Genomic DNA, 18,113 nt, shown 5'->3' with positions numbered 1-18,113 from the left:
TCTACAGCACCCGCGCCCGCAGCACGCCATCGATCTCATGCAGTGCATCCAGGGTCGCCTGGTCCGGCTGGCCATCCACATCCAGCAGGGTGTACGCAATGTCGCCGCGGGAGTCGTTCATCAAGTGCAGGATGTTGATGTTGGACTCACCCAGGGTATGCGAGATGCGCCCGACCCGATCCGGCAGGTTGCGGTTGACGACGGCGATCCGGGTATCCCCCTTGCGGTCCAGCACCAGGGTCGGCAGATTCACCGAATTGACCACATTGCCGTTTTCCAGGTAGTCACGCAGCTGATCCGCGATCATCACTGCGCAATTCTCCTCTGACTCGGTCGTCGAGGCCCCCAGATGCGGCAGGGTGATTACCCGCGGGTGCCCCATCATGCCCTGCACCGGGAAATCGGTGATGTAGGCGTGCAGGCGTTCGGCGTCCAGTCCCTCGCGCACCGCGGCGTCGTCCACGATGCCCTCGCGCGCCAGGTTCAGCACCATGGCCCCGGCATTCATCCCGCTCAGGTTCTTCGCGTTGACCAAATTGGCGGTGTTCTCGGTCAGTGGCACATGCACGGTGACCGCATCGGCCCCCTCCATCGCGGCTTCCACCGAGCGCGCGCGCTCGATGCCGGAGTCCAGACGCCATGCGTTCTCGACCGTCACCTTCGGGTCGAAGCCCACCACCTCCATGCCGAGCGCCCGCGCGGCATTGGCCACACCCACACCGATCGCACCCAGGCCGAGCACGGCCAGGCGCCGGCCGGGCAGTTCGAAGCCGGTGAACTTCTTCTTGCCGTGCTCCACCGAGGACATGAAGTCCTCCTTGGTGGGGTCCAGCCCCTGCACGTAGCCTGCCGCCGGCAACAGATTGCGCGCGGCCAACAGCAGACCGGCAATCACCAGTTCCTTCACGGCGTTGGCATTGGCGCCCGGGGCATTGAACACCGCCACCCCGCGCTCGGACAGCGCCTCCACCGGGATGTTGTTCACCCCGCTGCCGGCGCGTCCGACGGCCAGGACGGAATCCGGGATCTCCACCGAATGCAGGTCGAACGACCGCAGCATCAAGGCGTCTGGCTGGTTGATGTCCGACGCGACCTCGTAGTGGTCGCGCGGGAAGCGGTCCAGCCCACGCACGGCGATGTTGTTGTAGGTCTGAATTCGGTACATCACGACCTCCTGGCCCGGTAGCTATGCCCGGCAACCACGATTCAACAGGATCAGGCGTGGCGGTTCTCGAAGTCCGCCATGAAATCGATCAGGGCATCCACGGAGCTTTCCGGCACGGCGTTATAGATACTTGCGCGCATCCCGCCCACCGAGCGATGTCCCTTCAACGAGGACAGGCCGGCCGCATCCGCCTCGTTGAGGAACGTCCCGTCGAGGGAATCATCCGCCAGGATAAACGGCACATTCATCCACGACCGGGCCGAGGGCTCGACCGGGTTGCGATAGAAGGCGGAGTTGTCGATGTACTGGTACAGCTTGGCGGCCTTGCGCTGGTTGATCTTGCCCATGCTCTCCAGGCCGCCCTGCTCCAGCAACCATTCGAACACCAGCCCGGCCAGGTACCAGCCAAAGGTCGGCGGGGTGTTGTACATCGAATCGTTCTTGGCCTGCAGCGCCCAGTCCAGCACCGCCGGCACGTTGCCCTTGTCGCGCTCCAGCAGGTCATTGCGCACGATCACCACGGTCAGGCCGGCCGGGCCGATGTTCTTCTGCGCCCCGGCATAGATCACGCCGAACTTCGAGACGTCGATCGGACGCGACAGGATGGTGGAGGACATGTCCGCCACCAGCGGTACGTCACCCACATCCGGGATATCCGGGAATTCCACTCCGCCGATGGTCTCGTTCGGGGTGTAGTGCACGTAGGCGGCGTTCGGGTCCAGTTTCCACGAGGCGCGATCCGGGATCGAGTCGTACCCGCTCGCTTGCGAGCTGGCCACGATATTCACCGGCCCGTACTTCTGAGCCTCCTTGATTGCCTTGCCGGACCAGGCCCCGGTATCGATGTAGTCCATGCCCTGGCCGTTGGCCAGATTCATCGGGATGGCGGCGAACTGCCCGGTCGCCCCGCCCTGCAGGAACAACACCGAGTAGTTTTCGGGGATGTCCATCAGCTTGCGCAGGTCCTGCTCCGCCTTCTCGGCAACGGCCATGAAGGGCTTGCCTCGGTGGCTCATCTCCATCACGGACATCCCGGACCCGCGGAAGTCCAGCAGCTCGTCACGCGCCCGTTCGAGCACCGCCTGAGGCAGGGCCGCCGGCCCCGCGCTGAAGTTCATCACTCGCGTCATGCCTGTTCTCCATCGTCACTGGATTCGGGACCCGTCTCCGGGTCCGGGTCCGTCCCGATTTCCGATTGACCGGGCTCTTCATCGTCTTCGACGCCGTCCTCGCCTTGCAACTGGGCAACCCGGGCGAGCTCGACCAGGTTTTCGTCTTCATCCAGACGGATCAGACGCACGCCCTGCGTGTTGCGACCGATCAATGGAATCTGGTCGATCGGTGTCCGCACCAGTGTCCCGCCATTGGTGATCAGCATGACCTCGTCGTCGTCCAGCACGCGCGCCGCGCCGACCAGCAAGCCGTTCCGGCCCTCGGTCTGGATCGCGATCACGCCCTGGCCGCCACGGCGATGCACCGGGAACTCGTCGAAACGGGTGCGCTTGCCGTAGCCGTGTTCGGTCGCCAGCAGCGCCGATCCCTCGTCGACATTCAGCAGCGCGATGACTCGCTGTTCATCCTCCATGCGCACGCCGCGTACGCCACAGGCGGTCCGCCCCATGGCCCGCACGTCGCTCTCGTGGAACCGCACGGCCTTGCCGGCGGTAGTCACCAGCATCACATCCAGGGTGCCATCGGTCAGGGACACATCCACCAGGTGGTCGCCCTCACGCAGATCCACCGCGATGATGCCGGAGGCACGGCGGCGCGAGAAATCCGTCAGCGGGGTCTTCTTCACGGTCCCCTGCGTGGTCACCATGAACACGTAATGATCCGGATCGTATTCACGCACCGGCAGGATCGTGCTGATGCGTTCATCCGCTTCCAGCGGCAGCAGATTGACGATCGGCTTGCCGCGCGCGGCCCGCGAGCCCTGCGGCAGCTCATAGACCTTCAGCCAGTACACCCGGCCGCGACTGGAGAAGCACAGGATCGTGTCATGGGTATTGGCCACCACCAGCCGGTCGATGAAGTCCTCTTCCTTGAAGCTGGTCGCCGCCTTGCCGCGACCGCCCCGGCGCTGGGCGCGGTAGTCGGCCACGGGCTGGTACTTCACGTAGCCGGCGTGCGACAGCGTGACGACCACGTCCTCCTCGCCGATCAGATCCTCCAGCGTCAGGTTGGCCTGGCGCTCGCGGATCTCGCTGCGGCGCTCGTCGCCGAACTGCTCGGCCACGCCCAGCAGCTCGTTGCGGATTTCCTGCTGCAGGCGATCACCGGAACCGAGGATATCCAGCAGGTCTTCGATCAACTCCAGCAAGTCGCGGTATTCGTCGAGGATCTTGTCCTGCTCCAGCCCGGTGAGGCGGTGCAGACGCAGATCCAGGATTGCCTGGGCCTGGCCCTCGGACAGGCGATAGCCGTCCTCGCTCACGCCGTATTCCGGCGCCATGTCTTCGGGACGCGACGCACTGGCCCCGGCGCGATCCAGCATGTCGCTGACCACGCCCAGTGGCCAGGCGCGCGCCAGCAGCCCCGCCTTGGCCTCGGCCGGGCTCGGGGCGGCCCGGATCAGTTCGATCACCGGATCGATATTGGCCAGGGCAATCGCCAGGCCTTCCAGGATATGGGCGCGTTCGCGCGCCTTGCGCAGATCAAAGATCGTGCGCCGGGTCACCACCTCACGGCGATGACGCAGGAAGGCCCGCAGCACCTGGCGCAGATCCAGCACCTTCGGCTGGCCATCCACCAGCGCGACCATATTGATGCCGAAGACGTTCTGCATCTGGGTGTGCATGTACAGGTGGTTCAGGACCACCTCGGCCATCTCGCCGCGCTTGAGCTCGATGACCAGGCGCATGCCGTCCTTGTCCGACTCGTCGCGCAACTCGGAGATGCCCTCCATGCGCTTTTCCTTCACCAGCTCGGCGATCTTCTCGGTCAGACGCGCCTTGTTCACCTGGTAGGGCAGCTCGGTGACGACAATCGCCTCGCGCTGGCCGCCTTCCAGCGGCTCCACGTGCGAACGCGCCCGGATCAGGACCCGGCCGCGACCGGTGCGATAGGCCTCGCGCACGCCGTCGATGCCGTTGATGATGCCGGCGGTGGGGAAATCCGGCGCCGGCACGTGCTCCATCAGGCCCTCGATGGAGATGTCGGGGTCGTCGATCAGCGCCACGCAGGCGTTGATCACCTCGCGCAGGTTATGCGGCGGGATGTTGGTCGCCATCCCCACCGCGATCCCGGCGGAGCCATTGACCAGAAGATTCGGAAACTTGCTCGGCAGGACGGTCGGCTCGCTCTCCGAACCATCGTAGTTGTCGATGAAATCGACGGTTTCCTTGTCGATATCGGCTAGCAGCTCGGCCGCGATGCGCGCCATGCGCACCTCGGTGTAGCGCATGGCCGCCGGCGAGTCCCCGTCGATGGAACCGAAGTTGCCCTGCCCATCCGCGAGCATGTAGCGCATCGAAAACGGCTGCGCCATGCGCACGATGGCGTCGTAGACGGCGGAGTCGCCATGCGGGTGGTATTTACCGATGACGTCACCGACCACACGCGCCGACTTCTTGTACGGCTTGTTGTAGTCGTTGCCCAACTCGCGCATCGCGTAGAGCACGCGGCGATGGACCGGCTTGAGGCCGTCACGGACATCGGGGAGGGCCCGGCCCACGATTACGCTCATCGCATAATCGAGGTAAGACTGCTGCATCTCGTCTTCGAGATTGACCGGAAAAACTTCCTTGGCAAATTCAGCCATCGAGGGTTACGCCGTCCGTCTGAACAAGCTCGCGATGATACCACAGGGGTAACCACTGGGGGCGCCCTTTTCTCCCCTCAAAACGGTTCTCCGAGGCTCTCAGGCCCGACACCGGCCTGTGCCGGCCCCATTTTCCCGGGTGTCAGGCCCCGGTCGTGGCCGATTCCGCGTCAGCCGACGCGCGCAGGGTGGCCAGGCGCTCCCGCGTCGGGTCCTCGACCACACCGCGTTCGGTGACGATGGCGTCGATCAGGTCCGCCGGCGTCACGTCAAAGGCCGGGTTGTATCCGCGTGCCCCCTCGGCCGCCACCCGCTGGCCGGCCAGCGCCAGCACCTCGTCCTCCCCGCGCTGCTCGATGGGGATACCCGACCCGTCCGCCATCTCGAAGTCGATCGTCGCCACCGGTGCCGCCACCATGAACCGCACGCCGTGGGCACGCGCCAGCAGCGCCAGGCCGTAGGTGCCGATCTTGTTGGCGGTATCGCCGTTGGCGGCAATTCGGTCCGCCCCGACGATCACCCAGCCCACCCGGCCGGAGCGCAACAGGCTGGCCGCCGCCCCCTCGCACAGCACCTGCACCGGAATGCCGTCGTGCACCAGCTCCCAGGCGGTCAGTCGGCTGCCCTGCAGCCAGGGTCGGGTCTCGTCCGCAAACACCTCCTTGATGCGCCCGGCGTCCCAGGCGGCACGGATCACGCCGAGCGCGGTGCCATATCCACCGGTTGCCAGCGAACCCGTGTTGCAGTGGGTCAGCACGCCGCGGCCCGGCTCGATCAATTGCGCACCCAGGGCGCCCAGATGGCGATTGCCCGCGATGTCCGCCTCCAGCATCTGCTCGGCTACTGCCCGGGTCTCGCTCGCGGCCGCATCTACCGACTGGCTGGCGGCCACGACCGCCTGCATGCGATCCAGTGCCCAGAACAGGTTCACCGCGGTGGGACGGGAACCGCGCAGGGTCTCGATATCGGCGGCCACCCGCGCGCGCCAGTCGCCCTGACCTGTCGCGCGCTGGCAAGCCAACACCACACCGAATGCCGCCGTGATGCCGATCGCCGGGGCCCCGCGCACGACCATGTCGCGGATCGCTACGGCGACGGCGGGCGCGTCCTGATAGGTTTGCCAGACGCTCTCCTGCGGGAGGCGGCGCTGGTCCAGCAACTGGAGCGCGCCCTCGCGGAAGCGGATGGGGCGGATACTGTCGGAATGTTCGAGACTCATCCGGTCATTCTACCAGCGTGTCTCGTCCGTCGGCGTTGGGATGCAACCCTCCTGCTCGCGGGAGGGCGGCAAGAGCGCAGGCTGCCAGAGCCTCCGGTGGCGGGCCCGATGACCGGGCCCCACCTCCAGCACCGAGTTCGCCTCCAGCCGCAATGCGCCATGCAGCCCGGTCTCCTGCAGTGGAACGCAGGCAGCCTGCAGACGTTCACGCACATCGCCCTCCAGGCCCCTCCCGCGCCCATCGGTACTCGCCCAGGCGATGCGCGGCGGCGCATCCTCCAGCCAGCCCCGGCTCAAGCTGTCCGCGCCAGCTCCGCGCGGCAGCACCAGGAGGTCACTGGCACGCCTGTCCGGCACATTACGCATCAGCACTGCCTCGCCCAGACCTCCAAGCCCGCCCGACAGCAACAGACGGACGCCACCGGCCGTCTCCACCGCCAGCACGCAGGAGGCCGAGGCGCTGCCATCCCATCCGGGCGGCGGATGCAGCACTTCGAATCGCACCGCGTCCCATTCCCAGCGCTCTCCGACCTCGCACGCCCGCTCATCGGCTTCTGCCGGCACCCGTCGCAGGGTCTCGACCACGGGTATGGAACCCCGGACCCCGGCGCTGCCTCCGGCGTGCGCAGCGTGTTCGTGGCTGAGGATCATGCGATCCAGCCGCCGCACACCCTCCGCCCGGAGGGTCGGGACCACAATCTGTTCACCCGCACTGTAGCCACCCGCACGCCCGGGACCCGCATCGAACAACAGGTTGTGGTTACGCGTCTGCAGCAAGGCCGACTGCCCGTTCCCGACATCCAGCAGGAGCACGTGCACGGCACCCGGCTCGATATCCGGTCGCATGGGCAAGGCCAGCGCCATGCCGGCGAGCACGACCCAAACGGCACCCAGACGCAGCCGTGGTTGCAGGGCCACGAGCACCGCGACCCCACCCAGCAGGCTCGCAACCAGCGGGACCCGCCGCTCGTCCACCAGCACGGGCAATCCGGACAGGAGATCCAGCAATCCGACGAGCAGAGCCAGCACGCCGTCGCCCGCGTGCAGGAACGGCTGACCCAAGGGTGCCCACAAGGCGGCCAGCCCTGCCCCGACCAGCAACACCGGCAGCACCAGCAGGCTGATCACTGGCACTGCCACCAGGTTGGCCACCGGCGCGACCCACGAACCCAAATGGAACCAGGCGAGACTGAGCGGAAGCATCGCCAGCGCCAGCATCACCTGGATACTCCCCGCCTCGCGCCAGCCCGGACGCCCCGAGCGCCCCTGCAACAACAGAAGAATGACCGCGACTGCACCAAACGAAAACCAGAAACCGGGGGCCAGCACACTCGTCGGCTGCCACAGCACGACCGCGATCGCGGCCAGCATCAGACCTCGCCAGGCAAAGGCCTCGCGGCGCCACAATAGGGCCGCCATGAAGGCCGCGAGCATGATCAACGCGCGCTGGGTCGGGATACTGAACCCGGCCAGCGCGGCATACACCGCAGCCCCCGCCAGACCGGCCAGCGCCATGAAGGCCGCCTTCCGCATTACCCGTTGCAGCGGCACCAACCCGCTCCAGATGAACCCCGAGAGCAGCCCGACAAAACCAGCGACCAGGCCCACATGCAGCCCGGAAATCGCCATCAGATGATTAGTCCCGGTGCGTAGAAAGGCCTGCCATTCCTGCGCGGTCATGCCCTGACGGTCGCCGATCACCAGGGCCTGTACCAGCCCCGGATGGCGGAGCTCCGGGGCCGCGACTTCCAGCCGCTCGCGCAGCCCGCCGCGGACGCGGTGCAGCTCGGCCCGCCAAGGCCGTGCCGGTGCGGCCGGCACTCCCTTCCCGCCCTTCCCGAGGAGCTCCAGATCAAGCAGCGTCGCGGAGCCATGCAGGCCCTCGCGGTAAAACCACCCTGCGCGGTCGAACCCACCGGGATTCGCGGGCCCCTCGGCTGGGCGCAGGCGCAGGGCCATGTGGCCGCGTGTGCCAGCCTCGACCTCCGGCCGCGCTGGATACGCCGCCACCAGGAGCTCGCGGGCACGGAATGCCTCCGGCCCTGCGATTACCGCCTCCACCGTGACCCGGAAACGGCTGCGATGCCCCGTGTGTTCCGGCAAACTGGTGACCGTGGCGAGAACCGTGACCTCTTCTCCCGCAAGCGAAGGCGCCAAGGCCTCCTCGAGCCAGGTGTTCGCGGTCACGGAGACGATCCCCCAGGCGACCACCACGCCAAGGGCCATCGCCCACGGCACGGTAGCCCGGTAGCCGAATCGTCGCAGGCCGGCGCTGGCACCGGCGGTCACCATCAGCAGGGCGAGCACCAGACCCGGGGCCATCGGAAGCGGCTCCGGCAGCCGGTGCAGCCACCAACCCGTGACCAGCAGCCCGAGGGTGAAAGCGGTCACGTTGGGGCCCTGAACGATCGGCCTACTGCGCGGCCCAAGATCCACGTGACCGCCGACACGGGCATTCGCCGGCCCAAATCAGCGAGAATGGAACCCACATGCGCGGTCGCGAACCCGCGCCAGGCGCACCATCGGCAACCCGGAACATGGCAAGACACATCATCAAGAAGATGTTTCCCGGCATGGAGCGCATGCGTGGGCACAAGGCGCTCGCCCCGCTGGGGCCGCGCCTGGGGTCGCCGGATTTGTGGCATCTGAACCGCCGCTCCGTGGCTGGTGCGTTTGCCGTAGGGCTCTTCGTGACCTTCCTGCCACTGCCCATGCAGATGCTGATCGCGGCGGCCGTGGCTATTATCGTCCGCGTCAATCTGCCGATTTCGGTGATCCTGGTCTGGATCTCCAACCCGATCACCATGCCGCCCATGTTGTATACGGCCTACACGATCGGGCGCAAGCTTCTGGGCGAACCCCGTCGCGATATCCGCCTGGACTGGAGCTGGGAGTGGTTCAGCACGGAGTTACTGACCATCTGGCAGCCCCTGCTCCTCGGCAGCGTCCTGCTCGGGTCGGTCGCAAGCCTGTCGGGCTATTTGCTCGTGCGCTTCCTGTGGCGGCTGAACGTGGTCCAGCGCGTGCGCAGCCGCCGCTATCTGCGGCGCCTGCGCAAGGAACTGGCGGAACGCGAAGCCGCGGAACGCAGCGAAGAGGAAAAATCGAACAAGAAGCAACCGCCGTTGGACTGATCAACCGAGCCCGTTCAGGGTCCGATGCTGCCAGGCGCGCGGATTCGCGCTGCACGGGGGCCTATTCGTGGACCGCCGCCAATTGGCCGTCGAACACCTCCGGCTCGAGGTGCCCCTTGACCAGCTGCACCGAGCGGTCCAGCTCGCGCGCCAGGGTAATATCGTGGGTGACCAGGGCCAGCGCGGTGCCAGTAGAGCGATTCATCGCGCGCAGCAGCTCGAACACCTGCGCCGCCCGCTCCTGATCCAGGTTCCCGGTCGGCTCATCCGCCAGGATCGCCGAGGGTCGGGTGACCAGCGCGCGGGCGATCGCGACTCGCTGACGCTCGCCACCTGAGAGTTCCGAAGGCTTGTGCTCCAGGCGGTGGCCCAGATCCACCTGCTGCAGCCAGTGTCGGGCCTCCTCCCGCGCCTTGCGGTTGGACATCCGCCGGATCAGCAGTGGCAGGGCCACATTCTCGGCGGCCGTCAGTTCCGGCAACAGGTGGTGGAACTGATAAACGAACCCCAGATGCTGGTTGCGCAGATGCCCGCGCCGCGCCTCGCTCATGCGAGTCCAGTCCGTGCCCAGCAAGCGCACCTCGCCGGCGGTCGGGCGATCCAGACCACCGAGCAGGTGCAGCAGCGTGCTCTTGCCGCTGCCCGAGGCGCCGATGATCGCGGTCTGGTCCCCCGGCTGCAGGGCGAAATCAACCCCGTCCAGCACGGCCACATCCAGCTTGCCGTCGCGGAAACGGCGTTCCACGCCCAACGCCTCGAGGACCGGGGTCTCGCGGTCAGTCATAGCGCAGCGCCTCCGCCGGCTGGGTACGGGCCGCGCGCCAGGCCGGGAACAGGGTGGCCACGACCGTCAGCAGGAAGCCCAGGATGCCGACCCGGAGAACATCTGACAGTTTAAGTTCAGATGGCAAGTCACTGATGTAATAGACCTCGGCGGACAGGAATTCGACGCCAACCAGCCGCTCGATAAAGGGCACGACGACATCGATATTGGACGCCAGCGCGACCCCGGCCGCGGTACCCAGGAGGATGCCGATCGCCCCGATCACGACCCCCTGGACCATGAAGATCACCATGATGCCTGCGGGCGACAACCCGAGCGTTCGCAGGATCGCGATATCCCCCTGCTTGTCGGTCACCAGCATGATCAGGGTCGAGACGATATTGAAGGCGGCCACCGCCACAATCAGCGAGAGGATGATGAACATCACCATCTTCTCCATCTGGATGGCGCGGAAGAGATTCGCGTGCTGACGGGTCCAGTCGGACACCCGGAAAAGCCCGTCCAGCTGCGCCGCGACGTCACGTGCAATCACCCCGGCCTGCATCATGTCGGTCAGCCGCAGCCGCAGCCCGGTGACCTGATCGCCCATCTGGAACACCGCCTGGGCGTCCTCCAGATGGATGAAGGCAGTCCCCCGGTCGTATTCATACATGCCGACCTCGAACAGGCCGGACACCTCGAAGCGCCGCATGCGCGGCATCACCCCGGCCGGCGACACCGAGGCCTGGGGAGCCATCAGGATGATCGAATCGCCAACCTGCACACGCAGTTCCGCCGCCAGTTCGCGCCCGAGCACGACGCGGTAGCGACCGCCCTCCAGGCTCCCCAGCTCGCCCCGGATCATGTGTTCACCGATGCGCGCCACCCGTTCCTCTGCCTCTGGCTCCACACCGCGGATCAGCGCCCCGGAGATGTTCCCGCGCGCACTCAGCATCGCCTCGCCCTGAACATAAGGGGCCGCGGCCACCACCCGGTCATCGATGTCCGGCGCCTCGCGCTGCAGGCGCTCCCAGTCACGCAGCCCTCCGTTGGCCTCACCGATGGTCGCATGCGAGGCCATCCCCAGGATGCGCTCGCGCAATTCGCGCTCGAACCCGTTCATCACCGACAACACGGTGATCAGCGCCATCACGCCGAGCACCAGCCCGATGATCGACACCACCGAGATGAACGAGATGAAGTGGTTACGCCTCTTGGCACGCGTATAGCGCAGGCCGATGGCAAGGGTCAGGGGGCGAAACATCGCGAAAGCATGCCAGAGATACCGGGTCGCGCCTATAGGGGAAGCCTCGGGGGAGGCATGGCGTCGCGGTTGACGCTAACATGGAGCCATCCAGCAAACGGAGAGTTGGCCATGCCAGGGAAATGCTACGCAACGAACCCCACCTTGAAGTCCGGCGCGCGCCGGGGCAGCACCGTGCGCACCGCGGCCAGCGCCCTTGTACTGGCGCTTTTCACCGGGGCCATGGCCACCGCCTCGGCCGACATCCTGCGCAGCCCCGAAGGGGGTTTCACGGTAAAGGAACGTGAAGGGGCTCCAACCCGTGGCCAGAGCCAGTCAGCGGTCATCCGCCAGCACGGCGAGCCGGAACAACGCCACGCCACCGTGGGCGATCCGCCGATCACACGCTGGGACTATGCCGACTTCTCTGTGTTCTTCGAGGGCGAGTTCGTCCTGCACAGCGCAGTGCGCAACGGATCCCGCTCCGACCGTCCATGAGTACCGGGGACGCCACCCCGGTGCCGCCCAAACGCCGCCTCCCCGCCGAGTGGGAGCCCCAGGGTGCGATCCAGCTGACCTGGCCGCATGACGCCACGGACTGGGCACCCATCCTGGATCAGGTGCACCCGGTATTTGCCACCATTGCCGCGAGCATCAGCCAGTACGAGCCGGTCATCATCGTCGCGCGCGATCCCGAGCACATCGAGGAGATCTCCGGCTTCCTGACCGAGACCGCCATCCGGCCCGACCGGCTGTGGTTTGCCCTGGCCTCGAGCAACGACACCTGGGCGCGCGACCATGGCGCCATCACGGTATTCGACGGCAATCAGCCACGCCTGCTGGACTTTACCTTCAACGGCTGGGGCGGCAAATACCCCGCCGACCTGGACAATGCGATCACTCGGGCCCTGGCCAGCCAGGGCGTATTCGGCAGCTGTGTACCGGAACCCACCGGGCTGATCCTCGAAGGCGGGTCCATCGAATCCGATGGCGCCGGCACACTGCTCACTACCGCGCGCTGCCTGCTCTCCAGCACCCGCAACCCCGATCTGGATCGCACCGGGCTGGAACAGCACCTCGGCGAATGGCTAGGTGCGGAGCGGATCCTCTGGCTGGAACACGGGCAGCTGGAGGGCGACGACACGGATGCCCATATCGACACGCTGGCCCGCTTCTGCGCCCGCGATACGATCGCCTACGTCCAGTGCGATGATCCGCAAGACCCGCATTACCCGGAGCTACAGGCGATGGAGCAGGAACTCCACGCCCTGCGCCAAGCTTCCGGCGAGCCTTATCACCTGATTCCGCTTCCGTGGCCGGCGCCGATCGTTGAGGACGGCCGGCGGTTGGCCGCCACCTATGCCAATTTCCTGATCCTGAACGGCGCCGTACTCCTGCCCGTCTACGACGATCCCGCGGATGCCATCGCCCGCGACCGTCTCGCCGGAGGCTTTCCGGGGCGCGACATCGTGGAGATCGACTGCCGGGCCATCATCCGCCAAGGCGGCAGCCTGCATTGCCTGACCATGCAATACCCTGCGGCCGCCCTTGGCATCCCGCAGGAATAATCACCAGATCGAGCCCGCGCCATGTCCAGCACTGCCCTGTCCGTCGCCCTGATCCAGCACCGCGATGCCGGGAGCGTCGACGCCAATCTCGACGCCACCGCGGCCGCGGTCGCCGAGGCCGCCGCGAACGGCGCCCGCCTGGTTGTATTGGCCGAGTTGCACACCGGCCCCTACTTCTGCCAGACCGAGGATCTCGCCACCTTCGACCGTGCCGAGGCGATCCCCGGCCCGAGCTGCGAGCGCCTGGGCGCAATGGCACGGGACAACGGCGTGGTCCTGGTCGGCTCCCTGTTCGAGCGTCGCGCCCCGGGCCTCTATCACAACACCGCAGTGGTCTTCGAAACCGACGGCCGCCCGGTCGGGACCTACCGCAAGATGCACATCCCGGACGATCCCGGCTATTACGAGAAGTACTATTTCACGCCGGGGGACACCGGCTTCGTCCCCATCGACACTTCGGTTGGTCGCCTTGGGGTCCTGGTCTGCTGGGACCAGTGGTACCCGGAGGCCGCCCGCATCATGGCGTTGTCCGGCGCCGAGCTATTGATCTATCCCACCGCCATCGGCTGGGACCCGCAGGACACGCCCGAGGAACAGGCCCGGCAGCAGGACGCATGGATGACCGTCCAGCGCGGCCATGCCGTTGCCAACAACCTGCCGGTGATCGCCTGTAACCGCACAGGTCACGAACCGGACCCCTCCGGACACACGCCCGGCGCGAACTTCTGGGGCACAAGCTTCGTCGCGGGGCCCCAGGGCGAGATCCTGGCCCGCGCCGGCGAAGCGCAGCCGGAGATCCTCACCGTCGAGCTGGATCGCGGCCGGACCGAGGCCGTACGCCGCCAGTGGCCTTTTCTCCGCGATCGCCGCATCGATGCCTACGGCCCGATCCTGCACCGCTACATCGATCCCTCCTGAGGTGATCAACATCCACTAGCGCGATCAGCCCCAGACCCTCCTCCGCGGTCTCCATGCCCTCCGCCGCAAAAACGCCCTTGACCCTCACACGGTACAAACCAATTCGTCAGGGCGTCCTCTGGCTCACGCGCACCCGTCAGGCGGAATCCGTATAATCGCGGCCCTTTCCGCCCCCCGACCGAACAACAGGCCCATGTCCGAACAACGGCGCAACCCGCTCCATCCCGGCCGCCTCCCCGGCTCCGGATTCGAGGTGTGGTCGGGGCTCAATGCCTCGGCGGCCACGCTCGCACTTTCGCGGAACGCCGGCGAGTTCGCCCGGCCACTGCTGGTGATCACGGAATCCAACGAGGCAGCCGACCGCTGGCAGGAAGAGTGGGAGTTCTTCGCCGGCGACCACGACCTCCCGCTGTTGCGCCTGCCGGACTGGGAGACCCTGCCGTTCGATGTCTTCTCCCCGCACGAGGACATCATCTCCGAACGCCTGCGCACTCTGTACCACCTGCCGGGGCTGGAACGCGGCATCGTGTTGATGCCGGTCTCGACCCTGATGCAACGCCTGCCACCGCGCGACTGGCTAACCACCCAGGGCCTTGCCCTGCAAACCGGCCAGCGCCTGGACCGCATGACCCTGCGCGAGAACCTCACCGAGGCCGGCTACAGTTCCGTACAACAAGTCATCAGCCATGGCGAGTTCGCCGCCCGCGGGGAGATCCTGGACCTGTTTCCGATGGGCGCGGACGAACCGGTGCGCATCGAGTTCCTGGATGACGAGATCGACTCCCTGCGCCGCTTCGACCCCGAGTCGCAGCGCTCCACGGAAAAGGTCGAGCGACTGGAGATCCTGCCCAGCCACGAATTCCCGCTGAACGATACCTCCATCAGCGAATTCCGCACCCGCTACCGGGCGCATTTCTCAGGCGATCCCGCCAAGCACCCGATCTACCGCGACATCAGCGAGGGCCTGGTCCCGCCGGGTATCGAGGCCTACCTACCGCTGTTCTTCGAGGGCATGGACACGGTGTTCGACTACTGCCCCGAGGTCCAGATGGTGCAGGTCGGCAACATCGCCGGGGCGGCCGAGGAGTTCGCCCAGGAGATCCATGAGCGCTTCGAACAGCTCAGCCATCAGTATGATCGACCGCTGCTGCCGCCCGAACGGCTCTACCTGGACGTCGACGGCCTGGCCGGCGCGCTGCGCGAGCACTCCGGCATTGCCTTGGGCGACCCGGCCGCTCCGCTCCCCGCGGGACGCGGCGCGGATATCGCATTTGCCTGCGACGCGCTGCCGGAGCTGGGCATGCAGCAGGGCCGCGACGATCCAGCCCATCCCCTGAAGGTCTTTGTCGAGGGGCAACAGCGCGTGCTCCTGACTGCAGAATCCGCCGGTCGCCGCGAGGCATTGCTAACGCTGTTGCGGGACCAGGCCGTACCCCATCATGCCGTGGACGACTGGGACGCCTTCCTAACCGCCGAACCCGGCCTGTACGTCACCGTGGCCGCGCTCGGCGAGGGCTTCGTGCTGCCCGAGGGTGTGGCCGTCGCCCCCGAGGCCGCCCTGCTCGGAGAACGCGCGCGCCAGACCCGTGGACGCAACCGCACCACACGGGATGCAGACGCAGTCATCCAGAACCTCAGCGACCTGACCATCGGTGCACCCGTGGTCCACGAGGAACAGGGCGTAGGCCGTTATCTCGGGCTGCAGACCCTGGACTTCAACGGCCAGCCTTCGGAGTTCCTGACGCTGGAATACGCCGACGAGGCCAAGCTCTATGTCCCCGTGTCCTCGCTGCACCTCATCAGCCGGTATACCGGCGCGGATGCCGAACACGCCCCCCTGCACCGGCTCGGCAGCGAGCAATGGGGCAAGGCTCGCAAGAAGGCGGCGGAAAAGGCGCGGGACGTGGCCGTCGAACTGCTCGATATTCATGCCCGGCGCGCGGCGAAACAGGGCACGGTCTTCGCTACCGACACCGCCGAGTATCACGCTTTCGCCGCCGGCTTCCCGTTCGAGGAGACCCTGGACCAGCAACAGGCGATCGATGCCGTACTCGCCGACATGGCCGACAGCCGACCCATGGATCGCGTGATTTGCGGCGACGTGGGCTTCGGCAAGACCGAAGTCGCTATGCGCGCCGCATTCGTCGCGGTGCAGAACAACAAGCAGGTCGTGGTCCTGGTCCCCACCACCCTGCTCGCCCAGCAGCACCACCAGAACTTCACCGACCGCTTCGCCGACTGGCCGGTCCACATCGAGTCGCTGTCACGCTTTCGCAGCGCCAAGCAACAGGCCGGGGTACTGGAGGGCCTGAAAGACGGCAAGGTCGACATCGTGATCGGCACCCACAAGCTGCTGCAGGCCAACCTGGACTTCTCCAACCTTGGTCTGGTGATCGTCGACGAGGAACAGCGCTTTGGCGTACGCCACAAGGAGGCGCTGAAGAAGATGCGCGCCGAGGTCGACATGCTCACGCTGACCGCCACGCCGATCCCGCGCACCCTGAATATGGCCCTGGCCGGCCTGCGCGACCTGTCGGTGATCACCACGCCGCCGCGCGACCGTCTGGCGATCAAGACCTTCGTCAACGAATGGAACGACGCCATCATCCAGGAGGCCTGCCTGCGCGAGATCCGGCGCGGGGGCCAGGTGTACTTCGTGCACAACGAGGTCAACACCATCGAACGCACTGCCCAGGGCCTGCAGGATCTGTTGCCCGGGGCACGGGTCGGCATTGCCCACGGGCAGATGCGCGAGCGCGAACTGGAACAGGTGATGCTCGACTTCTATCACCGGCGCTACAACATCCTGGTGTGCACCACCATCATCGAGACCGGCATCGACGTCCCCACCGCGAACACCATCATAATGAACCGTGCGGACAAGCTGGGCCTGGCACAGATGCACCAGTTGCGTGGCCGCGTCGGGCGTTCACACCACCGCGCCTACGCCTACCTGATCACGCCGCCTGAGAAGGCCATGTCCGCCGATGCCAAGAAACGGCTGGAGGCCATCGCATCGCTGGAGGACCTGGGCGTGGGTTTCACCCTGGCCAGCCACGACCTGGAGATTCGGGGTGCCGGCGAGCTGCTCGGCGACGAGCAGAGCGGGCAGATCCACGAGGTCGGATTCTCGATGTACAACGACCTGCTAAACCGCGCCGTGAATGCCCTGCGCTCCGGCAACATGCCGGAACTCGAAGGGCCCGCGGCCACCGGGACCGAGGTGGAACTGGGCCTTCCCGCCCTGCTCCCGGGCGACTACGTACCCGACGTGCACACCCGGCTGATCCTCTACAAGCGCATCAGCAGCGCACCGACCTCCGATGCCCTTCGCGAGCTTGAAGTCGAACTGGTGGACCGTTTCGGCCTGCTTCCGGACCCGGCCAAGGCCCTGTTCGAGGCCGCCCGTCTGCGGCTGAAGCTGACCCCGCTCGGGATTCGCAAGCTGGAGCTGGGCCCTGCCGGCGGACGCCTGGTTTTTGGCCCGAGTCCCAATCTGGACATCGCGGCCCTGATCCAGCTGGTGCAATCCGATCCACAAATGTACAAACTGGATGGCCAGAAGGCCTTCCGCTTCTTTGCGCCGATGGAGACACTGGAGGCTCGGGCGCAGGCCGTCTTGCGCCTCTTGAACACCATCAGCCCCGAACAACAGGCCGCCTGAATGCGCAACGACCCATCCGAATCCCACAACCCCCTTCGCCGCCGCCTGCTGGGCGGGCTGGCCGCTCTGCCCCTGGCCGGCGCCACGGGGCCGGCCCTGGCACAGGCTGGACGCCAGTATCGCATCGAACTGGTGATCTTCGAGCATCGCACGGACGAGAGCCGTCGGCTGCAGATGGAGCTCGCCGCGCCGCGCGAGGCCATGCTCGGCGAATCCGAACTGGGCGGGCGGATCTATCGCGACTCACGCAGGGGCTTTGAACTGCAGCGCGTGGTACGCCGTGTGGAGGACTCCGGCGCCGGGCGCATCCTGGCGAGCCTGGCCTGGGATCAGACTGGACGCGACCACGCCTCCGCCCCCTGGCTGCGAGTGCAGCAGGGACGGCGAATCGGTACGCGTGATCTTCTGCACGACGAGGCCGACCGGATGCCGCGTCCGCTCATGGAGGAACAGGACGAACGCTTCGAGCTGGAGGGCCGACTGCGTATCTGGGTGGGGCGATTCCTGCACCTGGAGACCGACCTGATCTACCACGTCGAGGAACCGCAGGGAGACCAGCCGCCGCGCGCGATAACGGTACGCGGCAGCCAGCGCATGAACTCCGGCGACGAACTGTTCTACCTGGACCATCCGGTGATCGGCATGATCGCCCGCGTCACCCGCATCGATCGCAGCTGAC

The 18,113-nt window shown here is 66.7% G+C and carries 13 protein-coding genes; 6 read left to right on the top strand and 7 right to left on the bottom strand.

The annotated features are described in order from the left end of the window. Nucleotide 1: 1 nt before the first annotated feature. The 5 genes from F816_RS0100800 to F816_RS0100780 all read right to left on the bottom strand — a co-directional run bounded on the left by F816_RS0100800 (nucleotide 2) and on the right by F816_RS0100780 (nucleotide 8,466). The gene (locus F816_RS0100800) at nucleotides 2-1,165 is read right to left on the bottom strand and encodes a 3-phosphoglycerate dehydrogenase family protein (protein ID WP_019593125.1); all 1,164 of its coding nucleotides are present in this window, start codon (nucleotides 1,163-1,165) and stop codon (nucleotides 2-4) included. Between the two features lie 50 nt (nucleotides 1,166-1,215). Further along, nucleotides 1,216-2,295 (bottom strand): 3-phosphoserine/phosphohydroxythreonine transaminase, encoded by a 1,080-nt coding sequence (serC, locus tag F816_RS0100795; RefSeq protein ID WP_019593124.1) that lies wholly within the window; start codon nucleotides 2,293-2,295, stop codon nucleotides 1,216-1,218. Next, complete coding sequence (gene gyrA, locus F816_RS0100790) at nucleotides 2,292-4,925, bottom strand: DNA gyrase subunit A (protein ID WP_019593123.1); 2,634 nt, start codon at nucleotides 4,923-4,925, stop codon at nucleotides 2,292-2,294. The genes serC and gyrA overlap by 4 nt, the downstream gene beginning before the upstream one ends. A gap of 142 nt (nucleotides 4,926-5,067) precedes the next feature. Then, nucleotides 5,068-6,144 carry an S-methyl-5-thioribose-1-phosphate isomerase gene (gene mtnA / locus F816_RS0100785; protein ID WP_019593122.1) on the bottom strand — a complete coding sequence of 359 codons (1,077 nt, stop codon included), beginning with the start codon at nucleotides 6,142-6,144 and terminating at the stop codon, nucleotides 5,068-5,070. Between the two features lie 9 nt (nucleotides 6,145-6,153). After that, nucleotides 6,154-8,466 (bottom strand): DNA internalization-related competence protein ComEC/Rec2, encoded by a 2,313-nt coding sequence (locus F816_RS0100780; RefSeq protein WP_019593121.1) that lies wholly within the window; start codon nucleotides 8,464-8,466, stop codon nucleotides 6,154-6,156. A 215-nt stretch (nucleotides 8,467-8,681) separates the two neighbouring features. On the opposite strand from F816_RS0100780, the gene F816_RS0100775 reads away from it, so the two are divergent. Then, nucleotides 8,682-9,278 carry a DUF2062 domain-containing protein gene (locus F816_RS0100775; RefSeq protein WP_019593120.1) on the top strand — a complete coding sequence of 199 codons (597 nt, stop codon included), beginning with the start codon at nucleotides 8,682-8,684 and terminating at the stop codon, nucleotides 9,276-9,278. Nucleotides 9,279-9,339: 61 nt separating this feature from the next. On the opposite strand, the gene F816_RS0100770 is transcribed toward F816_RS0100775, so the two are convergent. Beyond that, the gene (locus tag F816_RS0100770; protein ID WP_019593119.1) at nucleotides 9,340-10,062 is read right to left on the bottom strand and encodes an ABC transporter ATP-binding protein; all 723 of its coding nucleotides are present in this window, start codon (nucleotides 10,060-10,062) and stop codon (nucleotides 9,340-9,342) included. Then, nucleotides 10,055-11,305 carry a lipoprotein-releasing ABC transporter permease subunit gene (locus F816_RS0100765; protein ID WP_018937609.1) on the bottom strand — a complete coding sequence of 417 codons (1,251 nt, stop codon included), beginning with the start codon at nucleotides 11,303-11,305 and terminating at the stop codon, nucleotides 10,055-10,057. Before F816_RS0100765 ends, F816_RS0100770 begins: the two co-directional genes overlap by 8 nt. A gap of 144 nt (nucleotides 11,306-11,449) precedes the next feature. On the opposite strand from F816_RS0100765, the gene F816_RS0100760 reads away from it, so the two are divergent. The 5 genes from F816_RS0100760 (at nucleotide 11,450) to F816_RS0100740 (ending at nucleotide 18,112) form a co-directional block, all read left to right on the top strand. Continuing rightward, nucleotides 11,450-11,782, top strand: coding sequence for a hypothetical protein (locus F816_RS0100760; RefSeq protein ID WP_019593118.1), 333 nt, complete (start codon nucleotides 11,450-11,452; stop codon nucleotides 11,780-11,782). Beyond that, nucleotides 11,779-12,852, top strand: coding sequence for an agmatine/peptidylarginine deiminase (locus F816_RS0100755; RefSeq protein WP_019593117.1), 1,074 nt, complete (start codon nucleotides 11,779-11,781; stop codon nucleotides 12,850-12,852). The genes F816_RS0100760 and F816_RS0100755 overlap by 4 nt, the downstream gene beginning before the upstream one ends. A gap of 21 nt (nucleotides 12,853-12,873) precedes the next feature. Then, entirely contained in the window at nucleotides 12,874-13,770 is an 897-nt protein-coding gene (locus F816_RS0100750; protein ID WP_019593116.1) for a carbon-nitrogen hydrolase, read from the top strand. A gap of 193 nt (nucleotides 13,771-13,963) precedes the next feature. Next, on the top strand, nucleotides 13,964-17,434 hold the full coding sequence (gene mfd / locus F816_RS0100745) for a transcription-repair coupling factor (protein ID WP_019593115.1): 3,471 nt from the start codon (nucleotides 13,964-13,966) through the stop codon (nucleotides 17,432-17,434). After that, a complete protein-coding gene (locus F816_RS0100740; RefSeq protein WP_019593114.1) occupies nucleotides 17,435-18,112 on the top strand; it encodes a CsiV family protein in 678 nt (225 codons plus the stop codon). Nucleotide 18,113: the final 1 nt, after the last annotated feature.

The sequence above is a fragment of the Thioalkalivibrio sp. ALM2T genome (assembly GCF_000381505.1).
Taxonomy (GTDB): Bacteria; Pseudomonadota; Gammaproteobacteria; order Ectothiorhodospirales; family Ectothiorhodospiraceae; genus Thioalkalivibrio; species Thioalkalivibrio versutus.
The sequence above is the reverse complement of the archived record's forward strand: the minus strand, read 5'-3'. Positions and strand labels throughout refer to the sequence as shown.

Coding starts and splice junctions, on each gene's coding strand:
- F816_RS0100800 (WP_019593125.1), bottom strand. CDS start 1,165: ATGTACCGAATTCAGACCTACAACAACATCGCCGTGCGTGGGCTGGAC.
- serC (WP_019593124.1), bottom strand. CDS start 2,295: ATGACGCGAGTGATGAACTTCAGCGCGGGGCCGGCGGCCCTGCCTCAG.
- gyrA (WP_019593123.1), bottom strand. CDS start 4,925: ATGGCTGAATTTGCCAAGGAAGTTTTTCCGGTCAATCTCGAAGACGAG.
- mtnA (WP_019593122.1), bottom strand. CDS start 6,144: ATGAGTCTCGAACATTCCGACAGTATCCGCCCCATCCGCTTCCGCGAG.
- F816_RS0100780 (WP_019593121.1), bottom strand. CDS start 8,466: ATGGCCCCGGGTCTGGTGCTCGCCCTGCTGATGGTGACCGCCGGTGCC.
- F816_RS0100775 (WP_019593120.1), top strand. CDS start 8,682: ATGGCAAGACACATCATCAAGAAGATGTTTCCCGGCATGGAGCGCATG.
- F816_RS0100770 (WP_019593119.1), bottom strand. CDS start 10,062: ATGACTGACCGCGAGACCCCGGTCCTCGAGGCGTTGGGCGTGGAACGC.
- F816_RS0100765 (WP_018937609.1), bottom strand. CDS start 11,305: ATGTTTCGCCCCCTGACCCTTGCCATCGGCCTGCGCTATACGCGTGCC.
- F816_RS0100755 (WP_019593117.1), top strand. CDS start 11,779: ATGAGTACCGGGGACGCCACCCCGGTGCCGCCCAAACGCCGCCTCCCC.
- F816_RS0100750 (WP_019593116.1), top strand. CDS start 12,874: ATGTCCAGCACTGCCCTGTCCGTCGCCCTGATCCAGCACCGCGATGCC.
- mfd (WP_019593115.1), top strand. CDS start 13,964: ATGTCCGAACAACGGCGCAACCCGCTCCATCCCGGCCGCCTCCCCGGC.
- F816_RS0100740 (WP_019593114.1), top strand. CDS start 17,435: ATGCGCAACGACCCATCCGAATCCCACAACCCCCTTCGCCGCCGCCTG.